The organism is Cryobacterium sp. BB307 (assembly GCF_012274275.1).
In the GTDB taxonomy this organism is placed as follows: Bacteria; Actinomycetota; Actinomycetes; order Actinomycetales; family Microbacteriaceae; genus Terrimesophilobacter.
Map to the genome: position 1 here is coordinate 747,423 of NZ_JAANZA010000002.1, position 12,137 is coordinate 759,559.

Genomic DNA, 12,137 nt, shown 5'->3' on the forward strand with positions numbered 1-12,137 from the left:
TCGACCGAGGGAGGGATGCTCCGGCATCCCTCCCTCGACCTCCGCAGCGCTGCCGGTCAAACGCGTCGGCAATCGCCGGGCGGAGCACTACCCGGCGTCGTACCGAGCGAAGCGGGACGGTGGCCAGCATTAAACTCGTGTGATGGGCGAGAAAGCGAAGAGCGTCGAAGAGTATCTCAACGCGCTCGAGCCCGCGTACCGAGCAGAACTCGAACGGATCCGCGCGCTCGTAACACAACTCATGCCGGAGACCGAAGAGACCATGGGTTACGGGATGCCGACCCTCAAGTACAAGAACCGGGCGCTGGTACCTCCCCCGGAGTTTGAAGGCGGTCAGCCCTAGAGGTCGTCCAGAACAGTCGCTTCAGGGGACGCGGAGGATCCGCACCAGATCGAGCCGAGCCGAGCGTATCGACGGCGGCACCGAGCTAGTCCCAGCCGGACCGTTATCCCGAACAACCGCGGTGATCGAATAAACGGTAACGCCCCTAACTAGGGGCTATCGAGCCATGCCCTCACCCAATAAGGTGCTGCCATAATCCGAAATTCACTTTTGGCTCAAAAGTGCGTTGTTTGCTCACGCACAGCCCGAAAGAGTGACCGAACGAGAGCACAAGCATCGGGGTAGCCGTCTGCTTCAGCCATCACACATTTTTTTACTGCGTTGAGCGCACCACCATTTCACATCGAAGTCTCACTATCCCAAGGAATTACTGATGCGCTGCTTTCCTGCCATATCTGCCGCCATTGCGGCCACATTGCTATTCGCAGGATGTTCCGGTGAGGCTCCTGTCGTCACGATGCCCGATGTGGTCGGAAAGCAGCTCGACGTTGCAATCAGCGATGTGAAGCGTGCCGGTTTCGGCGACGACGTCGAGGTCCTCGGCGGCGGCATTTTTGGCGTCATTGACGAATCAAACTGGATGGTTTGCACCCAGGAGCCTGAGCCAGGTGCGGTGGTCTCTTCCACTCCTCGCTTCACTGTTGACCGGTCTTGCGATGAGTCCGACGCGCCCTCGATCCGGTAGAGCCAGCGCCAGCTGTTCCGGGTGAGATCACCCCGTTCACCGATGCTGAGGTCATTGCCTACTTCCAGGCCTTCTTCGATGAGCGCGCCGCGGCTGGGGTGCTCTTCGCCCAAGCCATCACTGATGTCTCAATTAGTAACCGCATCCTTCACGTCACATTCGACCCAGCATCAATCGGATATGACCAGGAGTCCTTCGACTACCTCACTCCATTTGCGGAGAACTACGCGGAATTCGTGATCAACCCTATGGCCTTCAATCTTGAACCTGCCATCCGAGCTCGGGCAACTATAGATTCCGTCGAGACGACGCTGGCCGATGGCACACCGCGGGGAACTCTGACGACCGAATGGGTTGTCGAAATGAATGATCTCGGCTAGGGAAGCGAATCGGCCACGTTAGCTGGCGTTTCACCGGTCAATGACCTCACTCTTCATTCCCTGGCCAACAAGGATCAATCATGGCTCGCAAGCGCTACCGTTTAGTCAACTTTGTACTTGACGTCCTCCTTTGCCTTGTCACGGGAGGGTTTTGGTTGATCTGGATCTTCGTACGAGAGATGCGTAATCGCTAAGTCGCACCATTTCGGACGGCCCGCGGCGCTCTACACCCACAGCGAAATGGACGCGCGGCTCATGGGGACAGGTCAACTTCCTACATCCGTTGAACCACGAACCTTCAGGTCACGAGAGCCGCGTTGCAGATTGCATCGACTGGGTGGGCGCCTACGGACGTGCGCTCTTCGCTGCGTCACGGGCACTTCGCACCGCCGTAATGAATTGTTTTGTGTTGTTTGTGTTTGTTGTGTTGTTGTTTTTTGTCGGGCTGACAGGATTTGAACCTGCGACCCCTTGACCCCCAGTCAAGTGCGCTACCAAGCTGCGCCACAGCCCGTGGCATGCCGCCGGCTCTTGCGATCCAGCAACCGGAATAGCTTATCGCGTTGCGGGTGGGTTGGTTGGCCACCGCCAGCGGGTCTCGACAGGCTCGACCACCGAAGCGGCCCGAGCACCGCAGCGGTTTCGAGACGATCGCCCTAGAGGGCGATCCCTCAACCAGCGGTCATGAAAGGGCAGGGTCTCGACGAGCTCGACCACCGAAGCCGGCTGCTAGCGCTGGCGCTTCTCTCGCACGCGCATGTTCACGATCACCGGGCTGCCCTCGAAGCCGTACAGCTCGCGCAGGCGGCGCTGGATGAACCGGCGGTACTGCGGGTCCAGGAATCCGGTCGTGAACAACACGAACGTCGGCGGACGCGTCGACGCCTGCGTCCCGAACAGGATCCGCGGCTGCTTCCCCCCACGCACCGGATGTGGGTGCTCCGCCGTGATCTCCGCCAGCAGCGCATTGAACTTCCCGGTCGGAATGCGCGTGTCCCACGACTGCAGCGCCAGCTCGAGCGCCGGCACCAGCTTCTCCAGGTGCCGCCCGGTCTTCGCCGAGATGTTCACCCGCGGCGCCCACGACACGTGCGCGAGATCCTTCTCGATCTCCCGCTCCAGGTAGCGGCGGCGGTCATCGTCCAGCAGGTCCCACTTGTTGAACGCGAGCACCAGCGCGCGGCCCGACTCGAGCACCAACTCGACGATCCGCACATCCTGTTCGCTGATCGGCTCCGACACATCGAGCACGACGACCGCGACCTCGGCCTTCTCCAGCGCCGCGCTCGTACGCAGCGACGCGTAGAAGTCGGCGCCCTGCGCCAGGTTCATCCGGCGACGGATGCCCGCGGTGTCCACGAACCGCCACACCTTGCCAGCCAATTCGACCTGCTCGTCCACCGGGTCGCGCGTGGTGCCGGCCTGGTCGTCCACGACGACCCGCTCCTCACCAGCGGTCTTGTTCAGCAGCGACGACTTGCCGACGTTCGGCCGGCCGAGGATCGCCACCCGGCGTGGGCCGCTGACCTCATCCTTTGCCACCGCGGAAATCTCCGGCAGCACCGTGAGCACCTTGTCGAGCAGGTCGGCCACTCCCCTGCCGTGCAACGCCGAGACCGGCCACGGCTCGCCGAGGCCCAGGCTCCACAGGGTCGCAGCCTCCGGCTCCTGCCGCGCGTCGTCGACCTTGTTGGCGACCAGGATCACCGGCTTCTTCGACGAGCGCAGCATCCGCACGACGTGCTCGTCGGTCGCCGTCGGCCCGACGTTCGAGTCGACCACGAACAGCACCGCGTCGGCCAAGTCGACCGCGATCTCCGCCTGGGCGGCGACGGATGCGTGGATGCCCTTCGCATCCGGCTCCCATCCGCCCGTGTCGACGATCGTGAAGCGGCGGTCGTTCCACTCCGCCTTGTAGCTGACCCGGTCGCGAGTGACGCCGGGAGTGTCCTGCACGACCGCCTCGCGGCGACCGAGGATGCGGTTCACCAGCGCCGACTTGCCGACGTTCGGGCGGCCGACGATGGCCAGCACCGGCAGTGCGGGCAGGTAGGTGATCTGGTCGACGTCGTCGGTCGCGGCGTCGAGGAGGGCGCGGTCCTCCTCGTCGAGCTCGTACTCCTCAAGGCCGCCGCGGAGCGCGTTGGCGCGCTGGGCCGCGGATTCTTCATCGAGGGTTGCGAGTCGGTCGGCGACGTCAGGGCGCAGCTCAGGGAAATCGTCCTGGTCGTCGATAGGCATGGGGTTAATCCTAGGTGGCGGCGGCTGGGCAGTTTGTCGAGTCCGTCGGTGGTCGAGCTTGTCGAGGCCACCCCTGGCATGGGGCGGGTTTCGAGACGATCGCTTCGCGATCCCTCAACCAGCGGAAAGAGGGGTCTCGACAAGCTCGACCACCGTGAGCTCGACCACCGGTGGCTCGACCACAGAGGAGGGTCAGTCGCCTTGGGTGGCGCGGATCAGGGCGATCAGGGCGTCGACGGTCTCGTCGAAGGTCAGGTCGGTCGAGTCCAGCGTGTGCACGCCGTCGGCGGCGGTCATGAAGTCGACCACCTTGCGGTCCTGTGCATCCCGCGCGCTCAGCTGGGCACCGACCGACTCCAGCGTCGGGCCGTCCAGCTCCGCCGCGCGCCGCGCCATCCGCGCCTCCTCCGACGCCGTCAGCAGCACCCGCACATCAGCATCCGGCGCCACCACCGTCGTGATGTCGCGGCCCTCCGTGATGATGCCCGGCCGGCTCTCGTTCGCGATCGTGTCGCGGAAGATCGCCGTGACATGCTCGCGCACTTCCGGCACGCGAGCCACGCTGCTGACGATCGCCGACACCTGCGGGTCCCGGATGGCGCCGGTCACGTCGGCCTCGCCGACGCGCACGAAATAGTGCTCCGGGTTGATACCGATCGCGTACTCGAACCGGTCGAGCGCGCCGATCACCGCCGCGGAATCATCCGGGTCGATGCCCTCGCGCTGCACCAGCCAGGCCAGCGCCCGGTAGGCGGCGCCGGTGTCCTGATAGTCGAACCCGAGCTTGCGAGCCGCGGTGCGCGAAACGCTCGACTTGCCGCTGCCGGCCGGGCCGTCGACGGCGACCACGATGTGCTTCATGTCCATGCTTCCGCGATCCTCCATCCGCGGCGCTCCAACTCCTCGAGCAGCCGCTGCTCTGCCTCCGGCACGACCGACACCTCGGCGAGGCCGATCTGCGCGCCCGGCGAGTGCTCGAGCCGCAGGTCCTCCATGTTCACGCCCGCGTCGCCGATGTCGGTCAGCAGCCGGGCGAGTTCGCCCGGCCTGTCGTCAACCATGATGACCAGCTGACTGAACCGGGCATCCTGCCCGTGCTTGCCCGGCAGCCTGGCAACGCCGGTGTTGCCGGCGGCGATCGCCTCGGCGATACGGCGACGGGAACCGGATGCGTCGGGCTCGTCGAGCGCGTCGATCACCGTGTCGAGATCGTCGCGCAGCGCCTTCAGGATACGGGCGACCGGCCCGGCGTTCGCGCCGAGGATCTGCACCCACAGGCTCGGCTCGCTCGCCGCGATCCGCGTAACATCGCGCACTCCCCCGCCGGCGAGCCCGAGCGCGGCGTGCGAGCCGTCGGTGAGCCGCGCCGCGAGCAGTGACGACACCACCTGCGGTACGTGCGACACCAGCGCGACACTGCGATCGTGGTCCTCGACACCCATCTCGATCGGCACCGCGCCGAGGTCGAGGATCATGTCCTCGATCGCCGCCGCGCGCCGGTAGCTGATCGCGTCGTGCCCTGCGAGTACCCACGGGCGGCCGATGAACAGGTCGGCGCGCGCCGCGATCGGGCCGCCGCGCTCCCGCCCGGCCATCGGATGCGTGCCGAGGTAGCGGCTGAGGTCCGCGCCGACGTCGCGCAGCTGCCGCAGCGGACCCAGCTTGACGCTCGCGACATCCGTCACCAGCGCATCCGGGAACGCAGCCAACTCGCGGGCCACAACTGAAGCCGTCACATCCGGCGGCACCGCGACGACGATCAGGCCTGGGTTGTCGCCCGCGGCCGGCGCCCGTCCGGCGCCGTAGTCGATTGCCAGCTGCTTGGACGACGGCGACACGTCGTCGAGGATCACATCGACACCCTTGGCGCTCAGCCCGAGCCCGATGCTGGTGCCGAGTAGTCCGCTGCCGACGATGCGCACCTGCTCCGCCAGACGGCGATCGGTCACTTCGGTTCCTTGTCCTGCTTCTCTGCTCTGGCGAGGGTGAGCAGTTGGCCGAGTTCAACTTTAGTCAGATCGCGCACCCGGCCCGGCGGCAGGCTGCCCAGGTGCAGCGGGCCGAATTGGCGGCGCACCAGCTCGAGCACAGGATGCCCGACCGCGTCCAACATCCGGCGCACGATCCGGTTGCGGCCGGAGTGCAGGGTCAGCTCGACGATGCTCGTGTTCCCGGAGGTCCCGGTGAGCTTGGCGGAGTCGGCCGCGATCGGGCCGTCCTCCAGTTCGATGCCGGAGCGCAGCTTGGCGATCGTCGCCGGGGTCACCCGACCGTCGACCTTGGCGACGTAGGTCTTGGTCACCCCGAACGACGGATGCGCCAGCACGTGCGCGAGTTCGCCGTCGTTGGTGAGGATCAGCAGGCCGCTGGTCTGGGCATCCAGCCGGCCGACGTTGAACAGCCGCTCCTCGTAGCCGTCGACGAACTGGCGCAGGTCGGGGCGGCCGCGCTCGTCGAGCAGCGAGGAGACAACGCCGACCGGCTTGTTCAGCATCAGGTAGCGGCGGGTGGTGTCAGTCTGCACCGCGGTGTCGTCGACCTCGATGCGGTCGGTGGGCAGCACCCGGCGGCCGAGCTCGGTGACGACCTCGCCGTTGACCTTGACCCGCCCTGCGGAGATCAGGTTCTCCGAGACGCGGCGGCTGGCAACGCCGGAGGCGGCCATCACCTTCTGCAGCCGCTCCCCCTCGGACGAGACGTCAGCGGAGGTCATCGAACCCCTCGGAGCCATCGTCGAGCAGCGGGGAGATGTGCGGCAGCTCATCGAGCGAGTTGATGCCGAGCTGCTGCAGCAGCAGGTCGGTGGTCTCGTAGTGGATGGCGCCGGTCTCCGGGTCGGTGAACGCCTCGGTGATCAGCCCGCGGCCGAGCAGGGTGCGCACCACCGAGTCGACGTTGACCGCGCGGATCGAGGCGACCTGGCCGCGACTGATCGGCTGCTTGTAGGCGATCACCGCAAGGGTCTCCAGCGCGGCCTGCGACAGGCGGCTCGGGTTCTGGGTGGAGACGAAGTCACGCACCACGGAGTCGTGCTCTGGACGCACGTAGATGCGCCAGCCGCCACCGACCTCACGCAGTTCGAAGCCGCGCCGGATGCCGCCGTCCTCGCCGTCGTAGTCCGCCACCAGCTGCTCGATCGTGTGGCGCACCGCGGCAACCGGGGCGCCAAGCCCGGTGGCGAGGCCGACGATGCTCTGCGGCTCGTCGGCGACCATGAGGATGGCCTCGAGGGCGCGGGCAAGGTCGGCGGGCGCGGTGGGTGTCTCGACAGGCTCGACCACCGAGGCAGGCTCGACCACCGCATCCGGGGTCTCGACGGGCCCGACCACCGGGTTCGGCTCAGCTGTCATAGTCGGCTCCCAGGTTGGCAAGGCTCTCCTCCGACCAGTGGTCCGCGGTCCAGCGGATGGTCAACTCACCGAGCGGCTCAAGCTGCTCGAACGACACGTTCGCGCCACGGTACAGCTCCAGGATGGCAATGAACCGGGCCACGATGACCCCGCGCTGCGCGACGCCGGCGATCAGCTGCCGGAACGACAGCGGTTCTCCCCCGCGCAGCATCGCGACCACGTGCGCGGCCTGCTCCCGGATACTCACCAGCGGCGCGTGCAGGTGGTCCAGGCCGACCGTGGGCAGCTCCTTCGGAGCGAACGCCAACGCGGCGAGCGCGGCGAAGTCGTCGACGCTGAGGGTCCAGACCAGCTCCGGTTCCTGCTTGCGGTACTTCTCCTCCAGCCGCACCTGACGCCAGTGCCGAGTCGCCTCGGTCTCCAGCTTGTCGGCGAACCAGGCGGAGGCCTCCTTGAACGCGCGGTACTGCAGCAGCCGCGCGAACAGCAGGTCGCGTGCCTCGAGCAGCGCGACGTCCTCGGCATCCACCAGCTCGCCCTGCGGCAGCAGCCCGGCGACCTTCAGGTCCAGCAGGGTGGCCGCCACGACCAGGAACTCGCTGGCCTGATCGAGCTCCTCCTCGGTGTCGAGGCCGCGCAGGTAGGAGATGAACTCGTCGGTGACCCTGCTCAGCGACACCTCGGTGATGTCGAGTTCGTGCTTGGCGATCAGGCTTAGGAGCAGATCGAACGGCCCGCTGAAGTTGCTGAGGCTGACCGAAAACCCGGGTGTCTGCGTCTCGTCCAGCGTCGTCGCGCTATGCGGCTGCGCCACGGTAGACCAACTCTCTCGCGAGCTGTCGGTACGATTCGGCGGCCTGGTGCTCGGGCGCGAAGGCGGTGATCGGAGCGGCGGCGACCGACGCATCCGGGAACTTCACGGTACGACCGATCACGGTCTCGAAGACCCGGTCGGTGAACGTCTCGACGACCCGCTCGAGCACCTCGCGCGAGTGCAGCGTGCGGGAGTCGAACATGGTGGCGAGGATGCCGTCGAGCTCGAGCGCCGGGTTGAGGCGGTCGCGCACCTTGTCGATGGTCTCCACCAGCAGGGCGACGCCGCGGAGGGCGAAGAACTCGCACTCGAGCGGAATCAGCACGCCGTGGCTGGCTGTGAGCGCGTTGACCGTGAGGATGCCCAGCGAGGGCTGGCAGTCGATCAGGATGACGTCGTAGTCGTTGGCGACACGGCGCAACACGCGGGCGAGGATCTGCTCGCGGGCGACCTCGTTGACCAGGTGCACCTCGGCTGCGGACAGGTCGATGTTCGCCGGGATGACGTCGAGGTTCGGCACACCGGTTTTCTGGATGGCCTCGTGCGGGTCCTGGTTGCTCAGCAGCAGGTCGTAGACCGTCGGCACGTCGTGCGTCTGCACGGCGAGACCGGCGGACAGGGCGCCCTGAGGATCAAAATCGACAGCGAGGACCTTGCGGCCATACTCTGCGAGCGACGCACCGAGGTTGATGGTGGTCGTGGTCTTGCCGACCCCGCCCTTCTGGTTGCACAGCGCGATGATGCGCGCCGGGCCGTGACCGTTCAGGATTTTCGGGGTCGGGAACTCCCGCAGCGGGCGACCGGTGGGCCCAAGCACGGGAACCTGGGTTCCCTCCAGCTCGACCACGTCATTCCGCTTCATGCTCGAAAGTCTAAAGGCGGGTCTTCGCGGGCCCCGACCGGCACGCCCGGCCGCGCGAGGCTCGCCTCTACCACTGGTTGAAGGTTGGCGCCAGCATTGAACCGCGTTGAGTCGGGAGTAGTTGCCCAATTGGAGGCGGATATTTGGGCAACTACCCCCGACTCGATGCGGTTGGGGGTCAACGGGCGCGCGGGTGCGCGGTCGTGTACATGTCGCGGAGGGTGTCCGCGGTCACGAGCGTATAGAGCTGGGTTGTGGCGACGGATGCGTGGCCGAGCAGCTCCTGCACGACCCGGACGTCCGCGCCGCCCTCCAGCAGGTGCGTCGCGAACGAGTGCCGAAACGTGTGCGGCGACACCTCGTGTGCGAGCTTCGCCTGCTCGGCGCGCTGCTGCACGATCAGCCACACGTTCTGCCGGCTCAACCGCGCGCCTCGCTGCCCGAGGAACAGCGCCGGGGTGCCGGTCCCCCGCGCCACCAGCAGCGGCCGCACCCGCACCAGGTAGGCGTCGATCGCGGCGCGCGCGAAACTGCCCAGCGGCACGATCCGCTGCTTGCCGCCCTTGCCGAACAATCGCACGACATCCCCGGTGCCGAACTCCGCGCCCGCACCGTCCTCGGTGGTCAGCACGTCGTCGACGTTCAGGTCGACCGCCTCCGACACCCGCGCGCCGGTTGCATACAGGAACTCCAGCAGCGCCTTATCGCGGAGGTCGCGCTCGTCATCGCCATCCGTCGTCGCGAGCAGCGCCCCCATCTCCTGCACCGTGATCGCCTTCGGCAGCCGGCTCGGCAGCTTGGGTGGGCGGGCATCGGCCGCGACATCCGCCTCGACGACCCCCTCCTCAAGGAGGAACCGGTGGAAGCCGCGCACAGACGACAGCATGCGCGCGGTCGAGGTCGCCGCCAGCGCACCGTCGCCCTCGCGCAGCGACCGGGCGAACCCGACCACCTCGGCGGCCGTCACCTCCCCCGGGCGGGTCAGCCCGGCAGCGCCCAGGAATTCCAGGTACGCGCCGAGGTCGCGCCGGTACGCAGCCACGGTGTTGGTGGACAGGCCGCGTTCGATCGCGACATGCCGCAGGTAGCGCTCAAGCGCCTTGTCGAGCGTGAGGTCAGCGCCGCCCACGCAGCACCGCTTCGGTGAGCACGGCGTGCGCGAGGATCGAGTTGCGCAGCCGCCCGTCGAGCACCGCCTCGAGCACCTCGTCGAGCGGCGCCCAGCGCAGTTCGAGCTCGGCCTCCTCGCCGGTGCGCTCGAACGCATCCGCGGTCGCCGTCAGCCCGGTCGCCCGGTAGACGATGATCTCCTCGGAGCTGCCGCCGGGTGAGCTGAAGAACCGGCACAGCGGCGCCCAGTCGGCCGCCACGAGATCGGCCTCCTCCGCCAGCTCGCGCACCGCGGCATCCTGCGCTCCCTCGCCGTCGACATCGAGCAGGCCGGCCGGCAGCTCCCAGTCGCGGTGGCCGATCGGATGCCGGTACTGCTTGATCAGCAGCACCCGGTCCGCCTCGTCCACCGCGAGCACCGCGACGGCACCCGGATGCTCCTGGTACTCCCGGGTCAGCTCGCCGTCGCCGAAGGTGAAGGTGTCGGCGCGAACGTCCCAGACCCTGCCGTCGAAGACGCGCTCGCTGAAGAGCACCGGCGCCCGGTACTCCTCGTCGCGCAGCGGCTCAGGCGTCAACCGGCTCAGCGACCTCGAACAGGCGGCTCGCGCGCTGCCGCTCGAGCGCGGCGGTCACCAGCCCGCGGAACAGCGGATGCGCGCGGTTCGGCCGGGACCGGAGCTCCGGATGCGCCTGCGTCCCGACGTAGTACGGGTGCACCTCGCGCGGGAGCTCGACGTACTCGACCAGGTTCCGGTCCGGCGACATGCCGGAGAACTGCAGGCCAGCATCCGAGATCTGCTCGCGGTACTGGTTGTTGACCTCGTAGCGGTGGCGGTGACGCTCCGACACGCGCGGCTCGCCGTACACTTCACGCACGATCGACCCCTCGGTGAGGTCGGCCGGGTAGAGGCCGAGCCGCATGGTGCCGCCGAGGTCGCCCGCAGCGATGATGTCGACCTGCTCGGCCATGGTCGCGATGACCGGGAAGTCGGTGTCGGGGTCGAACTCGGTGGAGGATGCGCCGGGCAGCCCGGCGACGTCGCGCGCGTACTCGATGACCATGCACTGCAATCCGAGGCATAGGCCGAGGGTCGGGATGCCGTTCTCCCGCGCGAACTTCAGCGCGCCGAGCTTGCCCTCGATGCCGCGGACCCCGAACCCGCCGGGCACGCAGATGCCGTCCAGGTCGGCCAGGTGCTTGGCGGCGCCCTCCGGTGTCTCGCACTCGTCGGACGGGATCCAGCGGATGTGGACCTTGGTCTGTTGGGCGAACCCGCCGGCGCGCAGCGCCTCGGTGACTGAGAGGTAGGCATCCGGCAGGTCGATGTACTTGCCGACCAGTCCGATGGTGACGTCGTCCTTGGGGTCGCGCACCGCATCGAGCAGCGGCTCCCAGCGGCTGCCGTCGACGTCGTCCGCCTCGATGTCGAAGTGCTCGATGATGTAGGCGTCCAGACCCTGCTCGTGCAGGATCGTCGGGATGTCGTAGATGCTGGGGGCGTCGGGGCAGTTGACGACCGCCTCGGGGTCGACGTCGCACATGAGGGCGATCTTGCGGTTCATCGAGTCGGGCACCGGACGGTCGCTGCGGAGCACGATCGCATCCGGCTGGATACCGATCGAGCGCAGCGCCGCGACCGAGTGCTGGGTCGGCTTGGTCTTCTGCTCGCCTGCTGCGTTCAGGTACGGGACGAGCGAGACGTGCACGAAGAAGCAGTTGGCGCGGCCGATCTCGTGGCGCACCTGACGGGCGGCCTCCAGGAAGGGCTGCGACTCGATGTCACCGACGGTGCCGCCGATCTCGGTGATGATGACATCCGGCGCCTGCTCCCCGTCCGGCGCCGTGGCCTGCAGGCGCATCCGGCGCTTGATCTCGTCGGTGATGTGCGGGATGACCTGCACGGTGTCGCCGAGGTACTCGCCGCGGCGCTCCTTGGCGATGACGTGGGAGTAGATCTGGCCGGTGGTGACGTTCGCCGCCTGGCTCAGGTTGATGTCGAGGAAGCGCTCGTAGTGGCCGATGTCCAGGTCCGTCTCGGCGCCGTCGTCGGTGACGAAGACCTCGCCGTGCTGGAACGGGTTCATCGTGCCGGGATCCACGTTCAGATAGGGATCCAGCTTCTGCATCACGACGCGTAAGCCGCGCGCGGTGAGGAGATTGCCAAGGCTGGCAGCCGTCAGGCCCTTGCCAAGGCTGGAGACGACACCCCCCGTGACGAAGATGTGCTTTGTTGTCTCGGGGAAATGTTTGACCACCACGGAGTTACAGCCTATCAGCGGGTCGGACCGGTTCTCTGAGAGCGATGCCGTGTTTCGCACCCCAAAACGCATCGAGTCGGGAGCTTTCCC

General features: G+C 67.3%; 12 protein-coding genes and 1 tRNA gene. 1 reads left to right on the forward strand and 12 read right to left on the reverse strand.

Going from position 1 to position 12,137, the window contains the following annotated elements:
* Positions 1–142: 142 nt before the first annotated feature.
* A complete protein-coding gene (locus tag HGK58_RS10900) occupies positions 143–343 on the forward strand; it encodes a DUF1801 domain-containing protein (protein ID WP_168627591.1) in 201 nt (66 codons plus the stop codon).
* Between the two features lie 354 nt (positions 344–697).
* Here the strand turns inward: HGK58_RS10900 and HGK58_RS13830 are convergent, their stop codons facing one another.
* The 12 genes from HGK58_RS13830 to HGK58_RS10960 all read right to left on the reverse strand — a co-directional run bounded on the left by HGK58_RS13830 (position 698) and on the right by HGK58_RS10960 (position 12,047).
* Positions 698–1,141 carry a hypothetical protein gene (locus HGK58_RS13830; protein ID WP_246865500.1) on the reverse strand — a complete coding sequence of 148 codons (444 nt, stop codon included), beginning with the start codon at positions 1,139–1,141 and terminating at the stop codon, positions 698–700.
* A 707-nt stretch (positions 1,142–1,848) separates the two neighbouring features.
* A tRNA-Pro gene (locus HGK58_RS10910) sits at positions 1,849–1,922 on the reverse strand.
* Between the two features lie 215 nt (positions 1,923–2,137).
* Positions 2,138–3,649: a ribosome biogenesis GTPase Der gene (gene der, locus HGK58_RS10915; RefSeq protein WP_168627593.1), complete on the reverse strand. Its 1,512-nt coding sequence runs from the start codon at positions 3,647–3,649 to the stop codon at positions 2,138–2,140.
* A gap of 192 nt (positions 3,650–3,841) precedes the next feature.
* Complete coding sequence (gene cmk / locus HGK58_RS10920; protein WP_246865501.1) at positions 3,842–4,516, reverse strand: (d)CMP kinase; 675 nt, start codon at positions 4,514–4,516, stop codon at positions 3,842–3,844.
* Positions 4,507–5,598 (reverse strand): prephenate dehydrogenase, encoded by a 1,092-nt coding sequence (locus tag HGK58_RS10925; RefSeq protein ID WP_168627594.1) that lies wholly within the window; start codon positions 5,596–5,598, stop codon positions 4,507–4,509. Before HGK58_RS10925 ends, cmk begins: the two co-directional genes overlap by 10 nt.
* On the reverse strand, positions 5,595–6,362 hold the full coding sequence (locus tag HGK58_RS10930; RefSeq protein ID WP_168627595.1) for a pseudouridine synthase: 768 nt from the start codon (positions 6,360–6,362) through the stop codon (positions 5,595–5,597). Before HGK58_RS10930 ends, HGK58_RS10925 begins: the two co-directional genes overlap by 4 nt.
* Positions 6,349–6,999, reverse strand: coding sequence for an SMC-Scp complex subunit ScpB (gene scpB / locus HGK58_RS10935; RefSeq protein ID WP_168627596.1), 651 nt, complete (start codon positions 6,997–6,999; stop codon positions 6,349–6,351). Before scpB ends, HGK58_RS10930 begins: the two co-directional genes overlap by 14 nt.
* A complete protein-coding gene (locus tag HGK58_RS10940) occupies positions 6,989–7,813 on the reverse strand; it encodes a ScpA family protein (RefSeq protein WP_349236202.1) in 825 nt (274 codons plus the stop codon). Before HGK58_RS10940 ends, scpB begins: the two co-directional genes overlap by 11 nt.
* Positions 7,797–8,675: a ParA family protein gene (locus tag HGK58_RS10945; protein ID WP_168627598.1), complete on the reverse strand. Its 879-nt coding sequence runs from the start codon at positions 8,673–8,675 to the stop codon at positions 7,797–7,799. The genes HGK58_RS10940 and HGK58_RS10945 overlap by 17 nt, the downstream gene beginning before the upstream one ends.
* Positions 8,676–8,853: 178 nt before the next feature.
* Positions 8,854–9,804 carry a site-specific tyrosine recombinase XerD gene (gene xerD / locus HGK58_RS10950; protein WP_168627599.1) on the reverse strand — a complete coding sequence of 317 codons (951 nt, stop codon included), beginning with the start codon at positions 9,802–9,804 and terminating at the stop codon, positions 8,854–8,856.
* Complete coding sequence (locus tag HGK58_RS10955; protein ID WP_168627600.1) at positions 9,791–10,363, reverse strand: NUDIX hydrolase; 573 nt, start codon at positions 10,361–10,363, stop codon at positions 9,791–9,793. Before HGK58_RS10955 ends, xerD begins: the two co-directional genes overlap by 14 nt.
* Positions 10,353–12,047, reverse strand: coding sequence for a CTP synthase (locus HGK58_RS10960; RefSeq protein ID WP_349236203.1), 1,695 nt, complete (start codon positions 12,045–12,047; stop codon positions 10,353–10,355). Before HGK58_RS10960 ends, HGK58_RS10955 begins: the two co-directional genes overlap by 11 nt.
* Between the last annotated feature and the right edge of the window lie 90 nt (positions 12,048–12,137).